The 16,060-nt window shown below is 61.6% G+C and carries 15 protein-coding genes; 1 reads left to right on the top strand and 14 read right to left on the bottom strand.

Going from position 1 to position 16,060, the window contains the following annotated elements; genetic code table 11:
* The 13 genes from GGD50_RS02410 to GGD50_RS02350 all read right to left on the bottom strand — a co-directional run bounded on the left by GGD50_RS02410 (nucleotide 1) and on the right by GGD50_RS02350 (nucleotide 15,066).
* A complete protein-coding gene (locus tag GGD50_RS02410) occupies nucleotides 1-2,958 on the bottom strand; it encodes a bifunctional [glutamine synthetase] adenylyltransferase/[glutamine synthetase]-adenylyl-L-tyrosine phosphorylase (RefSeq protein WP_107107508.1) in 2,958 nt (985 codons plus the stop codon).
* 133 nt (nucleotides 2,959-3,091) lie between these two features.
* On the bottom strand, nucleotides 3,092-4,507 hold the full coding sequence (locus GGD50_RS02405; RefSeq protein WP_183937655.1) for a sensor histidine kinase: 1,416 nt from the start codon (nucleotides 4,505-4,507) through the stop codon (nucleotides 3,092-3,094).
* Nucleotides 4,504-5,262: a response regulator transcription factor gene (locus GGD50_RS02400; RefSeq protein ID WP_183937653.1), complete on the bottom strand. Its 759-nt coding sequence runs from the start codon at nucleotides 5,260-5,262 to the stop codon at nucleotides 4,504-4,506. Before GGD50_RS02400 ends, GGD50_RS02405 begins: the two co-directional genes overlap by 4 nt.
* 140 nt (nucleotides 5,263-5,402) lie before the next feature.
* Nucleotides 5,403-6,956 (bottom strand): Do family serine endopeptidase, encoded by a 1,554-nt coding sequence (locus GGD50_RS02395; RefSeq protein WP_183937651.1) that lies wholly within the window; start codon nucleotides 6,954-6,956, stop codon nucleotides 5,403-5,405.
* Between the two features lie 174 nt (nucleotides 6,957-7,130).
* On the bottom strand, nucleotides 7,131-7,586 hold the full coding sequence (locus tag GGD50_RS02390) for a cytochrome c-type biogenesis protein (protein ID WP_183937649.1): 456 nt from the start codon (nucleotides 7,584-7,586) through the stop codon (nucleotides 7,131-7,133).
* A complete protein-coding gene (locus tag GGD50_RS02385) occupies nucleotides 7,583-9,571 on the bottom strand; it encodes a heme lyase CcmF/NrfE family subunit (RefSeq protein ID WP_183937647.1) in 1,989 nt (662 codons plus the stop codon). Before GGD50_RS02385 ends, GGD50_RS02390 begins: the two co-directional genes overlap by 4 nt.
* A complete protein-coding gene (gene ccmE / locus GGD50_RS02380; protein WP_183937645.1) occupies nucleotides 9,568-10,017 on the bottom strand; it encodes a cytochrome c maturation protein CcmE in 450 nt (149 codons plus the stop codon). The genes GGD50_RS02385 and ccmE overlap by 4 nt, the downstream gene beginning before the upstream one ends.
* Nucleotides 10,014-11,165, bottom strand: coding sequence for a c-type cytochrome biogenesis protein CcmI (gene ccmI, locus GGD50_RS02375; protein ID WP_183937643.1), 1,152 nt, complete (start codon nucleotides 11,163-11,165; stop codon nucleotides 10,014-10,016). Before ccmI ends, ccmE begins: the two co-directional genes overlap by 4 nt.
* Nucleotides 11,166-11,261: 96 nt before the next feature.
* Entirely contained in the window at nucleotides 11,262-11,690 is a 429-nt protein-coding gene (locus GGD50_RS02370; RefSeq protein ID WP_183937641.1) for a hypothetical protein, read from the bottom strand.
* 91 nt (nucleotides 11,691-11,781) lie between these two features.
* Nucleotides 11,782-13,179, bottom strand: a complete 1,398-nt coding sequence (locus GGD50_RS02365; protein ID WP_183937639.1) for an ATP-binding protein — start codon at nucleotides 13,177-13,179, stop codon at nucleotides 11,782-11,784.
* Entirely contained in the window at nucleotides 13,169-13,840 is a 672-nt protein-coding gene (locus tag GGD50_RS02360) for a response regulator transcription factor (RefSeq protein ID WP_028750821.1), read from the bottom strand. Before GGD50_RS02360 ends, GGD50_RS02365 begins: the two co-directional genes overlap by 11 nt.
* 136 nt (nucleotides 13,841-13,976) lie before the next feature.
* Nucleotides 13,977-14,225, bottom strand: coding sequence for a hypothetical protein (locus GGD50_RS02355; protein ID WP_133706776.1), 249 nt, complete (start codon nucleotides 14,223-14,225; stop codon nucleotides 13,977-13,979).
* Nucleotides 14,226-14,757: 532 nt separating this feature from the next.
* Nucleotides 14,758-15,066, bottom strand: a complete 309-nt coding sequence (locus GGD50_RS02350) for a Dabb family protein (protein WP_183937637.1) — start codon at nucleotides 15,064-15,066, stop codon at nucleotides 14,758-14,760.
* Between the two features lie 196 nt (nucleotides 15,067-15,262).
* On the opposite strand from GGD50_RS02350, the gene GGD50_RS02345 reads away from it, so the two are divergent.
* Nucleotides 15,263-15,592: an MmcQ/YjbR family DNA-binding protein gene (locus GGD50_RS02345; RefSeq protein WP_183937635.1), complete on the top strand. Its 330-nt coding sequence runs from the start codon at nucleotides 15,263-15,265 to the stop codon at nucleotides 15,590-15,592.
* On the opposite strand, the gene GGD50_RS02340 is transcribed toward GGD50_RS02345, so the two are convergent.
* Nucleotides 15,570-16,055 (bottom strand): YcgN family cysteine cluster protein, encoded by a 486-nt coding sequence (locus tag GGD50_RS02340; protein WP_183937671.1) that lies wholly within the window; start codon nucleotides 16,053-16,055, stop codon nucleotides 15,570-15,572. The two genes, GGD50_RS02345 and GGD50_RS02340, sit on opposite strands and share 23 nt — an antisense overlap.
* Nucleotides 16,056-16,060: the final 5 nt, after the last annotated feature.

Here is a 16,060-nt window from a genome sequence, read left to right as displayed (position 1 = left end):
CTACGCCTTCACAACCGATTGGAAAACTTTACGCACCGCTTTCGAAAGCCGCTTGAGTTCCGCTTCCAGCGTCTTGATATCGGGGCAATCGCCGGCGCGGCAAACCAGCTCGATCAGCCCGGAAGGGGCCTTCTCCGGATCGAACGGTCCGTCGACGCAGAGCCGGATCAACTGCGACAGTTCGGTATAAAGATGCAGCGCCTCCAGGGCGAGGTCGAGATCGTTGCGGTCCATCAAGCTGCCGCCGAGCAGTTTCAGCGCCTCGCCGGTGCTGAGGCCATTGGCGTCGATGCCCACGCCCCGGGCGGGCGCGATCAGCCGCAGATATTGCGCGATGAATTCGATATCGATCAGGCCGCCGGGGATGAGCTTCAAGTCCCAAATGCTCACAGGTGGCTTTTCCTCTTCGATCAAGCCCCGCATCTCGGTGACATCCTTGGCGATCTTCGGAATATCGCGCTTGGCCGAAAGCACCTCGCCGATGATCCGCTCCGCATTCAGCACGAGGTCCTCATCGCCGCAGATCAGGCGAGCGCGCGATAGCGCCATATGCTCCCAGGTCCAGGCCTCCCCGCGCTGATATTTCTCGAAGGAGTTGATGCGCGTTGCGACCGGGCCCTTATTGCCGGATGGGCGCAGGCGCATGTCGACTTCGTAGAGCACGCCCTCTGCCGTCGGCGCGGAGAGTGCGGCCATCAGCCGTTGGGTGATGCGGGTAAAGTAGCGCGTCGCGTCGAGCGGCTTCGGCCCGATGGATTCGCTGGCGTCATCGTCATAGTCGTAAAGCAGGATAATATCGATATCCGAACCGGCGGTGAGTTCAAAGCTGCCGAGCTTCCCCATGCCGACAACCGCCACGCGGCCGCCAGGATAATCGCCATGGACAGCCTGGATTTCCTTCATCACCGCCTTCAACGCCGCTTCCACGATCAGATCGGCAAGATAGGTGAAGGCACGGGCGGCCATGGCGCCGGCGATAGCACCCGTCAGCAGACGGATGCCGATCAGGAAGCGCTGCTCCGAGGCGAAGATGCGCAGCCGGTCCAGCACCTCCTCGTAATGCCCCGCCGGCGCCAGAAAGCTGTTGATCCGTTCGGCCAAGTAATCGCGCGTCGGCAGCTCCGCCATCAGGCCGGGGTCCAGCATGCCATCGAAGACATGCGGCTTGGCGGCGATGATTTCCGCAAGTCGCGGCGCCGATGACATGATGTTGACGATGAGCGAAAGCAGCGCCGGATTGGTGCTCAGCAGCGAAAAAAGCTGGATGCCCGCCGGCAGACCCGAGATGAAACTGTCGAAGCGCAGCAGCGCCTCGTCTGCCCGCTTGCTTTCGCCGAACACGCGCAGCAATTCCGGCGTCAATTCGGTCAATCGCTCGCGCGCCTCCACCGATTGCGTGGCCCGATAGCGTCCATAGTGCCATGTGCGGATGACATGGGAGATATCGGAGGGACGCTCGAAGCCGAGGCGGTGCAGTGTCTTCAGCGTATCGGGATCATCGCCCTGACCGGTGAACACGAGGTTGCCGGTCCCGGTCGAAAGCTTGGTCTCCTGCTCGAACAGACGGGCATAGCGCCGCTCCACCGTCTTCAGCGTGGCAACCAACGCCTCGGAAAAGCTGGACAGATCGGAGAAGCCCATCAGGAAGGCGATGCGCTTCAGCTCGGCATCCGTTTCGGGAAGCAGATGTGTCTGCTCGTCCCGCACCATCTGGATGCGGTGCTCGACATCGCGCAGAAACCAGTAGGCCTCCGTCAGTTCGTCGCGCGTTTCCGCGTCGATCCACTTCGCCTTGGTCAGCTCCGCCAATGTTCCCTCGGTGGCACGGCCACGCAGCGCCGGCATGCGGCCGCCGGCGATCAACTGCTGCGTCTGGACGAAGAACTCGATCTCGCGGATGCCGCCGCGGCCGAGCTTGACATTGTGGCCCTTGACCGCGATCGCGCCATGACCCTTGTGCGCATGGATCTGCCGCTTGATGGAATGGATATCCGATATCGCCGCGTAGTCGAGATATTTGCGGAAGACGAAGGGCACGAGGTCTCGGATGAAGACCTGACCGGCCGCAATATCCCCGCCGACGGCGCGCGCCTTGATGAAGGCGGCACGCTCCCAGTTCTGCCCCCGGCCCTCGTAATAGATCATTGCCGCATCAACGGGGATGGCAAGCGGCGTGGAACCCGGATCGGGGCGCAGACGAAGATCGGTTCGGAAGACGTAGCCATCGGCAGTGCGCTCCTGCAGGATGCGCACCAGCCGGCGCATCAGCCGCGGGAAGATGTCGATCGCATCGTCGGGATTGGGAACGATGCCTGCCATTTCGTCGAAGAAAACGACAAGGTCGATATCGGAGGAATAGTTCAGCTCCTCGGCGCCCAGCTTGCCCATGCCGAGCACGATGAGGCCAGAGCCGCGGCTCGGCGTCGAAGGGTCGCGGACCACGATCTTGCCGGCCTCGTGCGACGACAGGAGCAGATGGTCGATCGCTGCCGAAATCGAGGCTTCGGCAAGGGCGCTCAGCCAGCGCGTCGTCGTTCTTCCGTCGAAAATGCGGGCGAGATCGGCAAGCGCGATCAGGAAGGAGGCGCGGCGTTTGGCGATGCGCAAACGGCTCATGACCTCGGATTCCGCAGGCGACGATGCACCGTCCTGTGCCGGCAGCCAGGCACGGCAGGCCTCGGCCACCAGGGCCTCTATCTGCGGTGACAGCGGTTTGCTGATGGCTGAGACAAGAAGCTTCGGGTCGAGATTGGCCGTTTCGCGCAGATAGGGTGAGAGCGTCAATGCGGCGGAGATGAAATCGCGTAAGGGACTGTCCCCTCCGAGAAGCGCGGCAATTGCCGGTTCCGCTGCGGCGATGTCCTTGAGGTCGGCGAGCGTCGCTTTCAGCTCCGTCTGATTGAGCGGGCGAAGCCGCCCGGGCGGAACATCCTGCAGAAAATCGCTTTCCGTCGTCATCCAGCTCTCCTCCTACGGCGCCGCGTCCGATCGGACGTAAGGCACGCAGTAACATCTTGAATCGTGCATGATCTCTAAAATCGGAAGCCGATATAGAGATCATGATGAAGCAATCCGGTAGGGCAGGATTAATCTATTGTTCCTGCGTGGGGAAGATCATGGTTACCGTCAAGCCGCGGGCGTCGGGGCTGGTCGGGTCGGTATCGGAAAGTTCCAGCCGGCCGCCATGCAGCTCCATCACCGCTTCCACCAGGGCAAGGCCCAGGCCGGTGCCGGGCTTGGAGCGGCTCTCATCCAGACGGAAGAAGCGTTTGATCACTTCCGTCCGCTGGTGGGCAGGAATGCCCGGACCGTGGTCCGCGACGGCGAGGTGCACGGCACCCGGCGTACGCGAGAGTTTCAACACCACCGCCTGCTTGCCGGGACAGCCCGAGGCATATTTGACGGCGTTGTCGATCAGATTGAAGATCGCCTGGCCGATCAGCTCGCGATTGCCCTGCACCTCCACGTCGGGCTCGATATCGGTCGTCAGCGCCAGACCCGCCTCCTCGGCCACAGGCTCATAAAGCTCGGCAGTGTCCGCGACGATGGTGGAGAGGTCGACGCCGGTCATTTCGGCGGCGACGGAACCGGCTTCGACGCGGGAGATCATCAGCAGCGCATTGAACGTGCGGATCAACTGGTCGGACTCGCCGATAATGCCCTCCAGCGCGACACGGCGACCTTCGCTGTCGGCATTGTCGAGTGCGTCCGCCGCCTTGTTGCGCAGCCGTGTCAGCGGCGTTTTCAAATCATGGGCGATGTTGTCGGAAACCTGCCGCAAGCCTTCGTTCAGCTTCTCGATGCGCTCCAACATGGCGTTCAACGATGCCGACATGCGGTCGAATTCATCGCCGGAACCGCCGGCAGGCAACCGCTGCGAGAGATCGCCGGCCATGATCTTTCGGCTGGCTTCGGTCATGCGGTCGATGCGCTTCAGCGCGTTGCGGCCGATGCCGAACCAGATGACCAGTGCGCCGAGGCCCATGATCGCCAGCGCCAGCATCAAGGCCTGGCGCACGAGCACCCGGAAGCGCTCCGGCTCGCCAAGATCACGGCCGATCAGAATGCGCAGGCCATTGTCGAGAAGGAAGATATTGGCGATCGCCAGATGCCGCCGTTCGGGGTCGGTGCCGGAGTCGGTATAGCGCTCATAGATGAAAGGTAGTTCCGTCCAACCGGATTCGCCGAGGACGCCGGGCTGTACCGACGCGACGTTGCCGGCGAGGATATCGCCGGAGGGGCTGGCGATGACATAGAGGTTGGCGCCCGGCTGGCGCGCGCGGCGTTCCATCGTGCGCAGCAGCAGGTTCAGGCCGCCGACATCGTAGGCGCGCTTGACCTGATTGACCTCCTGCTGCACGGCATCGCGGATCTGCCCCGTCAATAGCCGCTCCGACATGGCCGTTACGTAGAAGACGAGCGTGGCGGCGCAAAGCGCAAACAGAAGAATGTAAAGGGCGGAAAGGCGGACTGCGGTAGACTTGAAGAGAACGCGAAAGCGGCTCATCCCTCGTCCTTGATCATGTAGCCGGCGCCGCGGATCGTCTTCAGCAACGGCTGGCTGAAGTCCTTTTCGATCTTCGAACGCAGGCGCGAGACGTGCACGTCGATCACGTTCGTCTGGGGATCGAAATGGTAATCCCAGACGTTTTCGAGAAGCATGGTGCGCGTCACCACCTGGCCGGCATTCTTCATCAGATATTCGAGCAGGCGGAACTCGCGCGGTTGCAGAAGGATCTCCTTGCCGCCGCGACGAACCTCATGCGACAGCCGGTCGAGCTCCAGATCGCCGACGCGGTAAAGCACATCCTGTTCCGGCGTGCCCTTGCGGCGGCCGAGAACTTCGACGCGGGCGAGCAATTCGCTGAACGCGTAGGGCTTCGGCAGGTAGTCGTCGCCGCCGGCACGCAGGCCGGTGACGCGGTCGTCGACCTGACCGAGAGCGGAGAGAATGAGAACCGGCGTATGCACGCCCTTGCGGCGCAGTTCGCTGATGACGGAAAGGCCATCGCGGCGCGGCAGCATGCGATCGATGATGGCGACATCGTAGGCGTTCTCGGTGCCCATGAACAGGCCGCTCTCACCATCGCTCGCATGGTCAGCAACAATGCCGGCCTCGCGAAACGCCTTGGTGAGATAGGCGGCAGCCTCGAGATCGTCTTCGATAATCAAAATCTTCATGTGGGCGACATTACCCGTCGGCGATGCCTCAGCACAACCAGAATCGGAGGAGTTAACAGCATGTTGGCCAGCGGTTGTCATCTTCTACCTGCCCTGAAAGCAATTCGTCGATAAGCCATGACCTCGCGCCATCGCGCATGTTTGAGGACCATGCCCTGGGAACAAAGGAGCCGCGCAGCCGTGGCCTGCGCGGCTCCCCATGCACTCAATTGGCCGAAAAATCAGCCCGCGGTGATCGGCAGAGCGACGAAGCGGCTGCCATCATTGGACTGGATCTGGAACAGCGCACGGGTGCGACCGTCCTTCTTCGCCTGGTCGATAACCTTGGCGATGTCACCGGCGTTGGAGACCTGCTGGTTGTTGACCGAGGTGATCTTCTCGCCTTCCTTCACGCCCTTGTCGGCGGCATCGGAGTCCGGATCGACACCCGTGATCGCGACACCCTTGCCGTCATCGGACGGACCGACGGTGAGGCCGAGATCGGCAAGCGCCTTTTCCGAGGACGGCTGCGGCGGCTGGGCTGGCTGCGAGTTTTCGTCGTTCGAAGCCTGGTTCTGGTCGGCCGGCAGCGTGCCGAGTTCGACGGTGACCGACTGAGCCTTGCCATTACGCCACAGCGAGACATCGACCTTGGAGCCCGGCTGCATCGCGCCGATACGGCGGGCGAGATCGCGCGGATCTTTCACCGGATCGCCGTTGACAGCCGTTACGACGTCGCCGTTCTTGATGCCGGCCTTCTGGCCCGGAGAGCCGTCCTGCGGGGATACGACGAGCGCGCCGCTTGCTTCGGACAGGCCGAGGGATTCAGCGATATCCTTGGTTACCGGCTGGATCTGAACACCGAGCCAACCACGCGACACGGTACCGCTCTTGATCAGATCGGTGACGACGTTCTTGGCGGTATCGGCGGGGATTGCGAAGGCAATGCCGACGCTGCCGCCCGACGGCGAGAAGATGGCGGTGTTGATGCCGACGACCTGGCCGTTGAGGTTGAAGGTCGGGCCGCCCGAGTTGCCGCGGTTCACGGCTGCGTCGACCTGGATGAAGTCGTCATAGGGGCCAGAGCCGATATCGCGACCACGCGCCGAAACGATGCCGGCGGTGACCGTGCCGCCAAGGCCGAAGGGGTTGCCGACGGCAACGACCCAGTCGCCGACGCGGACCTTGTCGTCATCGGCCCAATTGACATAGGTGAACTTCTTGCCCTTGCCATCGACCTTCAGCACGGCGAGGTCGGTGCGCGGGTCCTTGCCGATCAGCTTGGCATCGAGTTCCGTGCCGTCATTGAGGATAACGACGAAGGCCGCACCGTCGGAAACGACGTGGTTGTTGGTGACGAGATAGCCGTCTTCGGAAATGAAGAAGCCGGAGCCCTGCGCGACCGGGCGCAGGCGGCCCTTGTTGTCGGGCTGGCCCTTCTGCTGGCCCTGTTGCTGGTTATGGCCCTGCTGCTGTTCGAACTGCTTGAAGAACTTCTTCAGCGGATGATCGTCCGGCAGTTCGTCGAAGCCACGGCCGAGGCCGAAGGAATCGTCTTCATCAGCAACCGGATTGACGCGGGATTCGACGCGAACGGAAACGACTGCCGGAGATACGGCGTCGACGACGTTGGCGAAGCTCGGAACCTGCGGAGCCTGGACATTGACGGCATCGGCATAGGAGCTGCTGATTTGAGCCGGAACACCGGTGGCGAGAGCAGCGACTGCGAGGCCGGCGACGACAGAAGCTTTCATAGCGGTGCTACGGGACAGAGCGTCCTTGATATTCCTGAACATATGCGAGTTACCTTTTCTTCTCTCGTCCGATTTTCTTATGCCGACAGAACCGGCGGCGATGGGTTATGGGAAAGATATAGAACCTCCGACCTTACAGCGAACTGTCCGACCCATGAAAAATTCGTAATGTAGCGAAATGTTTTCGATGGGGTAAAGACAACTTGTCGTGCAACGTCACTTGCCGAGGAGGTCGTTGAGACGCGCTTCTTCCTCTGCCGTCAGCGGCGTACCCGTCGGTTTGCCGGCGCGGCGGCGGGCATAGACGACAAGAGCGAGCCCGCCTAGAATGAAGAGAGCAATCGGCGCACCCCAGAGCAACAGCGTCTTTTCGCTGAAGCGCGGCTTCAGCAGGACGAACTCGCCATAGCGTGAGACGATATAGTCGAGCACCTGCTGGTCGCTATCGCCATTGAGGAGGCGCTTGCGCACCAGCAGGCGCAGATCGCGGGCGAGATCGGCGTTGGAATCGTCGATCGACTGGTTCTGGCAGACCATGCAGCGCAGTTCCGCCGAGATCGCCCGCGCCCGTGCCTCCAGTGCCGGATTGGGCAAGACCTCATCCGGATTGACGGCAAAGGCGGCGGCGGGAGCGAGGAGCAATGCCAGAGCCAGGAACAAACGTCTGATCATTCCGCCGGCTCCATCGCCGGACGGGCCGGCTTTGCTTTGCGGCTTGGTGCGCCGATGCGCAGACGGCGGTCGCTGAGCGAGACGAAGCCGCCGAGCGCCATGACGATGGCGCCGCCCCAGATGCAGATGATGAACGGTTTCCACCAGAGCCGCACCACCATGCCGCCATCCTGGATGGGATCACCAAGCGAAACGTAAAGCTGGCTGAGGCCCAGCGTCAGAATGCCGGCCTCGGTCGTGGCGGTGCGGCCGGCGGTGAACAGCCGCTTGGCCGACGAGACATTGGCAACGGCAACACCGCCGCGGCTGACCGTGAACTGGGCGCGATCCTCGGTGTAGTTCGGCCCGACCCCCGGCTGAATGCCATCGAAGCGCAGCGTATAGCCGCCGATCTCGGCCGTGCCGCCCGGCTTCATCTCGGTGATGTTTTCCAACTGGAATGTCGTGACCGCGACGATGCCGAGCACGGTGATGCCAAGCCCGGCATGGGCAAGCGCCGTTCCGAAGGCCGAACGCGGCAGGCCGATCAGCCGCCGCCAGGCGACGTTCCCAGCCACCTTGCCGATCCCGGCGCGATACCAGAGATCGGTGAGCGCGCCGAAGAGCAGGAAGAAGCCGGCAGCCAGGCCGAAGACGGCCAGCACCGGTCCGCCATGGCGGATGTAGAACAGGGCAAGGCCGGCGACCAGGGCCAGGCCGGCGGCGACATAGAGCCGCTGCAGCACGCCAAGCAGATCGCCGCGCTTCCAGGCCAGCAGCGGCCCGAAGGGAACCGCAATCAGGATCGGCGTCATCAGCAGCCCGAAGGTCATGTTGAAGAACGGCGGCCCGACGGAAATCTTGTCGCCGGTCAGCGTCTCCAAGGCCAGCGGATATAACGTGCCCGTCAGCACCGTGCCGCAGGCAACCGTCAGGATGAGGTTGTTCAGCACCAGCGATCCCTCACGCGAGATCGGCGCAAACAGGCCGCCGGCGGCAAGCCGCGGGGCGCGGAAGGCAAACAGCGCCAAAGAGCCGCCGATGAAGAGCAACAGGATGCACAGGATGAAGATGCCGCGGGTCGGATCGCTGGCAAAGGAATGCACCGAGGTCAGCACGCCGGAGCGCACCAGGAAGGTGCCGAGCAGCGACAAGGAGAAGGTGAGGATCGCCAGCAGCACCGTCCAGATCTTCAAGGCATCGCGCTTCTCCATCACCAGCGCCGAATGCAGCAGCGCCGTGCCGGCAAGCCAGGGCATGAAGGAGGCGTTCTCCACCGGGTCCCAGAACCACCAGCCGCCCCAGCCGAGTTCGTAATAGGCCCAATAGGAGCCCATGGCGATGCCGAGTGTCAGAAAGGTCCAGGCCGCCAGCGTCCAGGGGCGAACCCAGCGCGCCCAGGCGGCATCGATGCGGCCTTCGAGCAAGGCGGCAACCGCAAAGGAGAAACAGACGGAAAAACCGACATAACCGAGATAAAGCAGCGGCGGATGGATCGCCAGGCCGATATCCTGCAGCACCGGATTGAGGTCCTTGCCCTCGGCCGGCGCCGGATTGAGACGGAGAAACGGATTGGAGGTCAAAAGGATGAAGATCAGAAAGGCGGCCGAGATCCACGACTGCACGGCCAGCACATTGGCGCGCAGCGTATCCGGCAGATTGCGCCCGAACAGCGCCACCAGGGCACTGAACAGCGCCAGGATCAGCAGCCAGAGCATCATCGATCCCTCGTGATTGCCCCAGACGCCGGAGAGCTTGAAGATCAGCGGCATCAGCGAATGGGAGTTCTCCCAGACATTCAGCACGGAAAAGTCCGAGACGACATAGGCATAGGTCAAGACGCCGAAGGAAAAGGCAACCAGCGCAAACAGCACGATGGCGCCGACCGGTGCGATGTCCATCATCGACACTTCGCCGCGCCTTGCACCGATCACCGGCAGGATCGAGACGATGATCGCGGTCGCAAGCGCCAGCACCAGCGCATAATGTCCGAGCTCGATGATCATTGGCTTTTGTCCTCGCCCTTCCAAACGCCGTCCGCCTTCAGCTTGTCGGCGACCTGCTTCGGCATATAGCGCTCATCATGCTTGGCAAGGACGCTGTCGGCGACGAAGACGTTGCTGCCCGCCTCGAACCTGCCTTCGGTGACCACGCCCTGCCCCTCGCGGAAGAGATCCGGCAGGATGCCATTATAGGTGACCTTGATCGCATCGGTGCCGTCGGTGACGGCAAATTGCACCTGCGTCCCCTGGCCGCGCACCAGGCTGCCCTCACCGACGAGGCCGCCGAGGCGGATCAGCGTGCCGGCGCTGACCGGGGTCTTGGCGAGGTCGGCCGGCATATAGAAATAGGCGACCGACTGGCTGAAGGCGAAGAGCACGAGCAGCACGGCGGCGGCGATAAAACCCATGCCGCCGGCAATGACGGCCAGACGTTTCTGCTTGCGGGTCATTGCTGCGTCACCTCCGTCGGCAGTCCCAGCGTCTTGGCCAGCGCCAGAAGCTGCTTGCCTTCGTCGCCATCGGCGGGGAAGGTCGCAAGGCCGCGCTTCAGCGCATCGAGCGCGCGCTCCTTGTCGTTCAGCACGGCATAGGAGCGGATCAGCCGCATCCAGCCTTCGAAATTCTTCGGGTCTTCCTTCAGCTTGGCGTCAAGGCTGTCGACCATGCCGCGGATCATCTGCTGACGATCGCCCGCGTTCATGGCATTAGCGGCGGCCACCTGATCGGCCGTCGGATTGCCGGGTGTTTTGGCATCGGCCGAGCCTGCCGCCGTCCCATCGGCCGCGCCGCCATTCTTGGCGATATGGTCGTTGACGGCCATCATCCACGGCGCCTCTGGCGGCGATTGCTGTGCCAGCGCCTCGAAGGCCGCCTTCGCATCCGCCGCCTTGCCGTCCTGCTCCAGGGCAAGCGCCAGGTAGAAGAGCGCACGGGGGTTGTTCGCATCGAGAGCAAGGGATTGCTGCAATGAACTGCGCGCCTCCGCCGTCACGATGCCGTCGGCCTTCATGATCAGAATTTCGCCGAGGTTGCCAAGCCGCTCCGCATTGGGGCCGAGTAGGCGGATGACATTCCGATAGGCGAGTTCCGCGTCGCCGATGCGGTTGGTCTTCAGGTAGATCGGTGCAAGCACTTCCCAACCCTTGCCATCATCCGGATTCTGCGCCAGATGCCGCTCGACCTTGACGATCGAGATGGCGAGATCATTGCCGGGATGGTCAAGACGCGCTTGCAGCGGCTGCGACGGCAGGCCGGGATCGCCCTTCACGAGATAGAGACAGAGACAGATGATCGGCAGCAGGATGATGATGAAAGCCTGGGAAAAGTAGTGGCCCCGCGCCGGCGTTTTTGCGGCACCCGGTACATCACTCGAAACGGCCAAAAGGCGGCGGCCGATTTCGGCGCGGGCATAGCCGGCCTCTTCCGGGGAAATCAGGCCGCCCGCGAGATCACGGTCCAGCTCCCGAAGTTGATCGCGATAGACGGCAGCTTCGCCGGCACGACCGTCGGCAACCACCTTTGCTCCACGCAAAAGGGGATAGAGCAGGACGGCACCGACAACGGCCGTCAGAACGGCCACGAGAATCCAGAACAGCATAGACGCCCAATACTTTAACGGGGCGCTTATTCCAACCGTGAAAGCCCCGCTGACGAAGATTTGAGGCGTTTAGCCGCGATTTCCAGCGCGCGGACTTTAATTCAGCGGCGTCCAGGTACCATCGTCGTTGCGGCAGGCAGCGCCCCTCGCCTGGGTCGGCTTGTCGTCGACCGTAATGGTATGGGTATATTGGCGGCAATTTTGCGAGCCGACCTGATAGGGAGCGGCGGCCACGACCTGGCCGCTGACATTCTTGCCGATCCAGGCGACGGGTTGACCGAGCGGTGCCGTTTCCAGGGCACGATATTCTGCTTCCAGCGCCCGTTGCATATCATTGTCGCTGAGCTTGATGCCGGTGCGGCCGACAATGCCACCCTCCAAGGCCGTGATATAGCGCGCCGAGGCCGCCGGTTTACCGGACGACGAAAAAAAGCTCCCGCCTTTGCCGCTCGTGGTCGAGCAGCCGGAAAGGGCGGTGGCGGCAACGAGGGACGGAGCAATCAGAAAAAAAGTACGAAGCTTCATACAACCGAACCAGTATCAACGAGTACAACTATAGGTACTGCAATGTGGCATCACCGTGGCGCCCCAAGTCTTTCTGGCATCATGCCTCGCATCACGCAACATCCTTTGTTACCCCCGGTAGAATTAGGCTGGCGCGAAGTCCACCCCAGGAACCGCGGGACAGCTCGAACCGTCCCTGATATTCATTGGTGATCTCGCTGACGATCGACAGACCGAGACCCGTGCCCGGCTTGCTTTCGTCCAGCCGGCGACCGCGCTTCATCGCCTCGCGGATCTGATCCGGCTCCAGGCCAGGCCCATCATCCTCAACCACCAGTTCCACCCAGTGGCGCCGCGCCGGATCGATGCCCTTCACCTCGGCCGGTGCCTCGTTGGCGGCGACGCGCACCTTGCGTTCGGCAAAACGCGCGGCGTTTTCCAGGAGATTGCCGACCGTTTCCTCCAGATCCTGCTGCTCCATGGCGAGCGACAGGTGCGGCGAAACGGAAAGCTCGAATTCCTTATCGGCATTGAGCCGCCGCATGACGCGCACCAGCCGCTCCAGCGCCGGCTCCGCGTCGGTGCGGGCAAGCACGGATTCGCGCTGCGCAGCGATGCGGGCACGATTGAGATAGGATTGCACCTGCCCCTGCATGACCTCGGCCTGGTTTTTGACGAGGTCGCCATGCGAACGTTCCAGCACGCGGGATTCGTTCAACAAAACCGCGATCGGCGTCTTCAGCGAATGGGCAAGGTTGCCGACCTGCATGCGCGCCCGTTCCACGATACGACGGTTGCTGTCGATCAGCGCATTGACCTCATTGGCAAGCGGCAGGATTTCGCGCGGGAAATCCCCATGCAGTCGCTCGCTCTCGCCGGCGCGGATGCGCTCCAGCGCCGCGCGCGCCTTATCGAGCGGCATCAGGCCGTAGAGAATGGCCAGCGCGTTGACGATGAGGCTGCCGACGCCGAAGCCGACAAGAGCGAAATAGAGGCTGTGGGAGAAGTTGCGGACATCGTCCTCCACCACGGCGATGTTGCCGGTGACGCGGAAGCGCGCGGCGCGTCCGTCGGTATCGAGCACGACCTCGGTCTCGGCCACCTGCACCTGGTTTCCGAAGGCGTCGGTGACGATATAATAGCGCTCGTAATTCTTGTCGAAAGGCGCTTCCAGAACCGAAAGAACCGGCAGGCTCGATGCGCCGAGCGAGGGCGAAACCAGTGGCGTCGCCGTGTAGGTGCCAAGCGGTTCGACCATCCAGTACCAGCCGGTCTTCGGCTGGGCAAAACGTAGATCGCCAAGCTGCGGACTGCCCGACAGCGCGCCCTGGTCACCGATCGTCACGGAGTTGATGACGTTATAGAGCTGCGCTCTCAGCAGGTCCTGAAACCCGCGTTCGGCGCTCTTGCGATAGATATTGGAGATGACGAGGCCGATCACCACCAGCGCTACGGCGGACCAGAGTGTGGTCAACAGCAAAACGCGGGCGGTGAGTGACTTAATTCGCATTGGTCGGCGCTTGGATACGATAGCCGAGACCCCGTACTGTTTCGATCAAATCGACGCCCATCTTCTTGCGCAGACGGCCGACGAAAACTTCAATCGTATTGGAATCGCGGTCGAAATCCTGATCGTACATATGCTCGACCAGTTCCGTACGCGAGACGACTTCGCCCTTGTGATGCATGAGATAGGCAAGCAGCCTGTATTCGTGCGAGGTGAGCTTCAGCGGCTTGCCGTCGACGGTAGCCTTCGAGCTCTTGGTATCGAGGCGGACTGGGCCGCAGATGATTTCAGACGAGGAATGGCCGGCGGCGCGGCGGATCAACGCCCGGATGCGGGCCAGCACCTCTTCTACGTGAAACGGCTTGGCGACGTAGTCATCGGCACCCGCATCGATTCCGGCGACCTTGTCGCTCCAGCGGTCGCGGGCCGTCAGGATCAGTACCGGCATTCCCCGGCCTGCACCACGCCATTTTTCCAGTACGGTGATCCCGTCCATTTCCGGCAGGCCGATATCGAGAATGATGGCGTCATAGGGCTCGGTTTCACCGAGGAAATGCCCCTCCTCGCCGTCGAAGGCGGTATCGACCACATAGCCTGCCTCTTTCAAAGCTTCGGCAAGCTGCCGATTCAAATTGACGTCGTCTTCGACTATAAGAATGCGCATCTTTCGATCCAATTTCCCCGGTTCGAGAAATAGTACTGCAAATAAGGCCAGGGTGGAATCGCTCGGCCATAAAGATTTTAAGTGAGATTCAAAGCGTTAGAGAGTCCTTTGTGCATCGGTGTGAAAGTGTTTCCACCTACATCGGCACCTTCATGGTCACCTTGCGCGGCCGCTGGCCATTGCCCTGGACGAGAACGGTGATGACACAGCTATCGCCTGAGGGCTGCGCGGAAAGGAGCTGCCCTCCCGTCTTTGCAACCACTTCGGCGGCGGCCTCGCTGCAGTCGCTGTTCGCACGCGCCACCAGGGTCGGCGTCGGCGTCGGCAGAACAGCCGAGCCCGCCATGACGGCGGCCGCTGCTGCTATGCTCAGAAATGATGCCATGCTCGAGACTTCCCACGGGGACATTAACTTGAGCAAATATTTACCCAAACGCGTCTGAATGGCAAATGAATGGGGCGTAATTTTCCACGCGCAGAACGTGCGAGCGGACGTCCATTCCCTTTAAGTCTTTGTGTTCATTTGACCTGCCAGCGGCGATCTCAGCGATGTGACGGCAACGGCTCGTCAAACGCTCCAATCTCAGCCGCCGAAGCGCGTCGAAGGCGCGCACGACAAAAAGTCAGTCATTTTTAATCTATCTTGATTATCATCAACGCATAAGCTCGCCATGAGCGGCGATGCTCTATTGGCCAATGCAACCGGCCTTCAAGTGTTTTGCGCACGTAAAACACGGCGGTTTTCTTGAGTCTTTTGAATCGCTTCGCGCCATGTTTTCGAGCGCTAAGTCCAATCCGTGAAAAATTGATTCAGAAACTTCGCGCGATGAATCCGGATGCGGCGAACTTGATTCCGCGAGACTGTCCAGGCTCTTGAAAAGATTGACGAATAGCCATCCCTTCCGCGAAGGATCTTACTAGATTGGCTTCCGCACCGCGGTCGTGCTCTCATAGTCCGCCGCAATCCGCATTTCGCGCAATGGGCGGACGCGTTCGATGGAAAGCTGATAGTTCGGATGGGCCTTATAGGCCGCCAAGGCCGCTTCATCGTCGAATTCGCCATAGACCACAAGGTCGACATCAGTGCCGAGCTGATCGGTCTTTACATTCGTTCCGATCTCCAGCAGGCGCGCGTGCGGAATGGCCGTCAGGATCGACAGGCCGGACCGGACAGCTTCGAGATTGGCGCGATCGGGAACGGTGAAGAAGACGATATGACGGATCACTGCGGAGGCTCCCATGCATTGGCGAAGGCACCGCGCGATATCATGCGTACTCGGTTATTTCAACGAGGAGCCGGTCCCAGCGGGGCGGCCGTTTCGTCGCACGAGGTAGAGAGAGAGAGAGAGAGAGAGAGAGAGAGAGAGAGAGAGAGAGGCGGATGGCTACAGCGCACTCCGCTCCCATGCTAGTCTCTGGACCATGACCGACGAAGACCTCATTTCCCTTGCGCACGGCCTGCCGGAAACGGCGGAGAGCTCGCATTTTGGAAACCGGGATTTTCGCGTTCGCGGGAAAATTTATCTGACGCTTCCGAGCGCGGAATTCTGCGTTGTCAAGCTGACGCCCGACCAGCAGCAGATGGTGCTGGCAACCGTACCGGAACATATTCTCGCCGTGCCGGGCGCCTGGGGGCTCAAGGGCTGGACACGGCTTTTGCACCATATGCTGGATGACGGCACGATGCGCGCGCTCGTCCGGCAAGGCTGGCGAAACGTGGCGCCGAAAACTATGGCTTTGCCGGAGGACTAGCTTCCATATCGTCTTCCACCGTCAACGGCCAGTCGACGATAAAGTCTTCGAAATCATCGAGATCGACATCGTTTTCGCTGACCGTGCGGCCGCGTGCGGAGACGCGGGCTATATGAACCGTTTCCGGATCGCCCGATATCAGCGGATGCCACCAATAGAGGTCGCGCCCCTCATTGACGAGGCGATAGGCGCAAGTGGGCGGCAGCCATTCCAGCTCCGGAACTTTTTCGGGCGTCAGTTGCACGCAATCGGGCACGAAATCCCAACGGTTCGGGTAGCTGGTGCAGCGACAGCTTTCGCCGTCCATCAGCTTGCAGCGGATCGAGGTAAAATAGACATCACCCGAATCCCACTCCTCGATCTTGTTGAGACAACAGAGACCACAGCCATCACACAGGCTTTCCCATTCGGGCGTGGTCATCTCCGTCAGCGTCTTGGTTTTCCAGAAAGGTATGTCGTCCATCTCGT

Origin of the sequence: Martinezella paranaensis, from assembly GCF_014200235.1 — a bacterium.
In the GTDB taxonomy this organism is placed as follows: domain Bacteria; phylum Pseudomonadota; class Alphaproteobacteria; order Rhizobiales; family Rhizobiaceae; genus Rhizobium; species Rhizobium paranaense.
This window is presented reverse-complemented; position numbering and strand designations above follow the sequence as displayed.

What these genes read in the sequence shown, in the direction of transcription:
- GGD50_RS02410 (WP_107107508.1), bottom strand. Translation starts at nt 2,958, where the DNA reads ATGACGACGGAAAGCGATTTTCTGCAGGATGTTCCGCCCGGGCGGCTT.
- GGD50_RS02405 (WP_183937655.1), bottom strand. Translation starts at nt 4,507, where the DNA reads ATGAGCCGCTTTCGCGTTCTCTTCAAGTCTACCGCAGTCCGCCTTTCC.
- GGD50_RS02400 (WP_183937653.1), bottom strand. Translation starts at nt 5,262, where the DNA reads ATGACAACCGCTGGCCAACATGCTGTTAACTCCTCCGATTCTGGTTGT.
- GGD50_RS02395 (WP_183937651.1), bottom strand. Translation starts at nt 6,956, where the DNA reads ATGTTCAGGAATATCAAGGACGCTCTGTCCCGTAGCACCGCTATGAAA.
- GGD50_RS02390 (WP_183937649.1), bottom strand. Translation starts at nt 7,586, where the DNA reads ATGATCAGACGTTTGTTCCTGGCTCTGGCATTGCTCCTCGCTCCCGCC.
- GGD50_RS02385 (WP_183937647.1), bottom strand. Translation starts at nt 9,571, where the DNA reads ATGATCATCGAGCTCGGACATTATGCGCTGGTGCTGGCGCTTGCGACC.
- ccmE (WP_183937645.1), bottom strand. Translation starts at nt 10,017, where the DNA reads ATGACCCGCAAGCAGAAACGTCTGGCCGTCATTGCCGGCGGCATGGGT.
- ccmI (WP_183937643.1), bottom strand. Translation starts at nt 11,165, where the DNA reads ATGCTGTTCTGGATTCTCGTGGCCGTTCTGACGGCCGTTGTCGGTGCC.
- GGD50_RS02370 (WP_183937641.1), bottom strand. Translation starts at nt 11,690, where the DNA reads ATGAAGCTTCGTACTTTTTTTCTGATTGCTCCGTCCCTCGTTGCCGCC.
- GGD50_RS02365 (WP_183937639.1), bottom strand. Translation starts at nt 13,179, where the DNA reads ATGCGAATTAAGTCACTCACCGCCCGCGTTTTGCTGTTGACCACACTC.
- GGD50_RS02360 (WP_028750821.1), bottom strand. Translation starts at nt 13,840, where the DNA reads ATGCGCATTCTTATAGTCGAAGACGACGTCAATTTGAATCGGCAGCTT.
- GGD50_RS02355 (WP_133706776.1), bottom strand. Translation starts at nt 14,225, where the DNA reads ATGGCATCATTTCTGAGCATAGCAGCAGCGGCCGCCGTCATGGCGGGC.
- GGD50_RS02345 (WP_183937635.1), top strand. Translation starts at nt 15,263, where the DNA reads ATGACCGACGAAGACCTCATTTCCCTTGCGCACGGCCTGCCGGAAACG.
- GGD50_RS02340 (WP_183937671.1), bottom strand. Translation starts at nt 16,055, where the DNA reads ATGGACGACATACCTTTCTGGAAAACCAAGACGCTGACGGAGATGACC.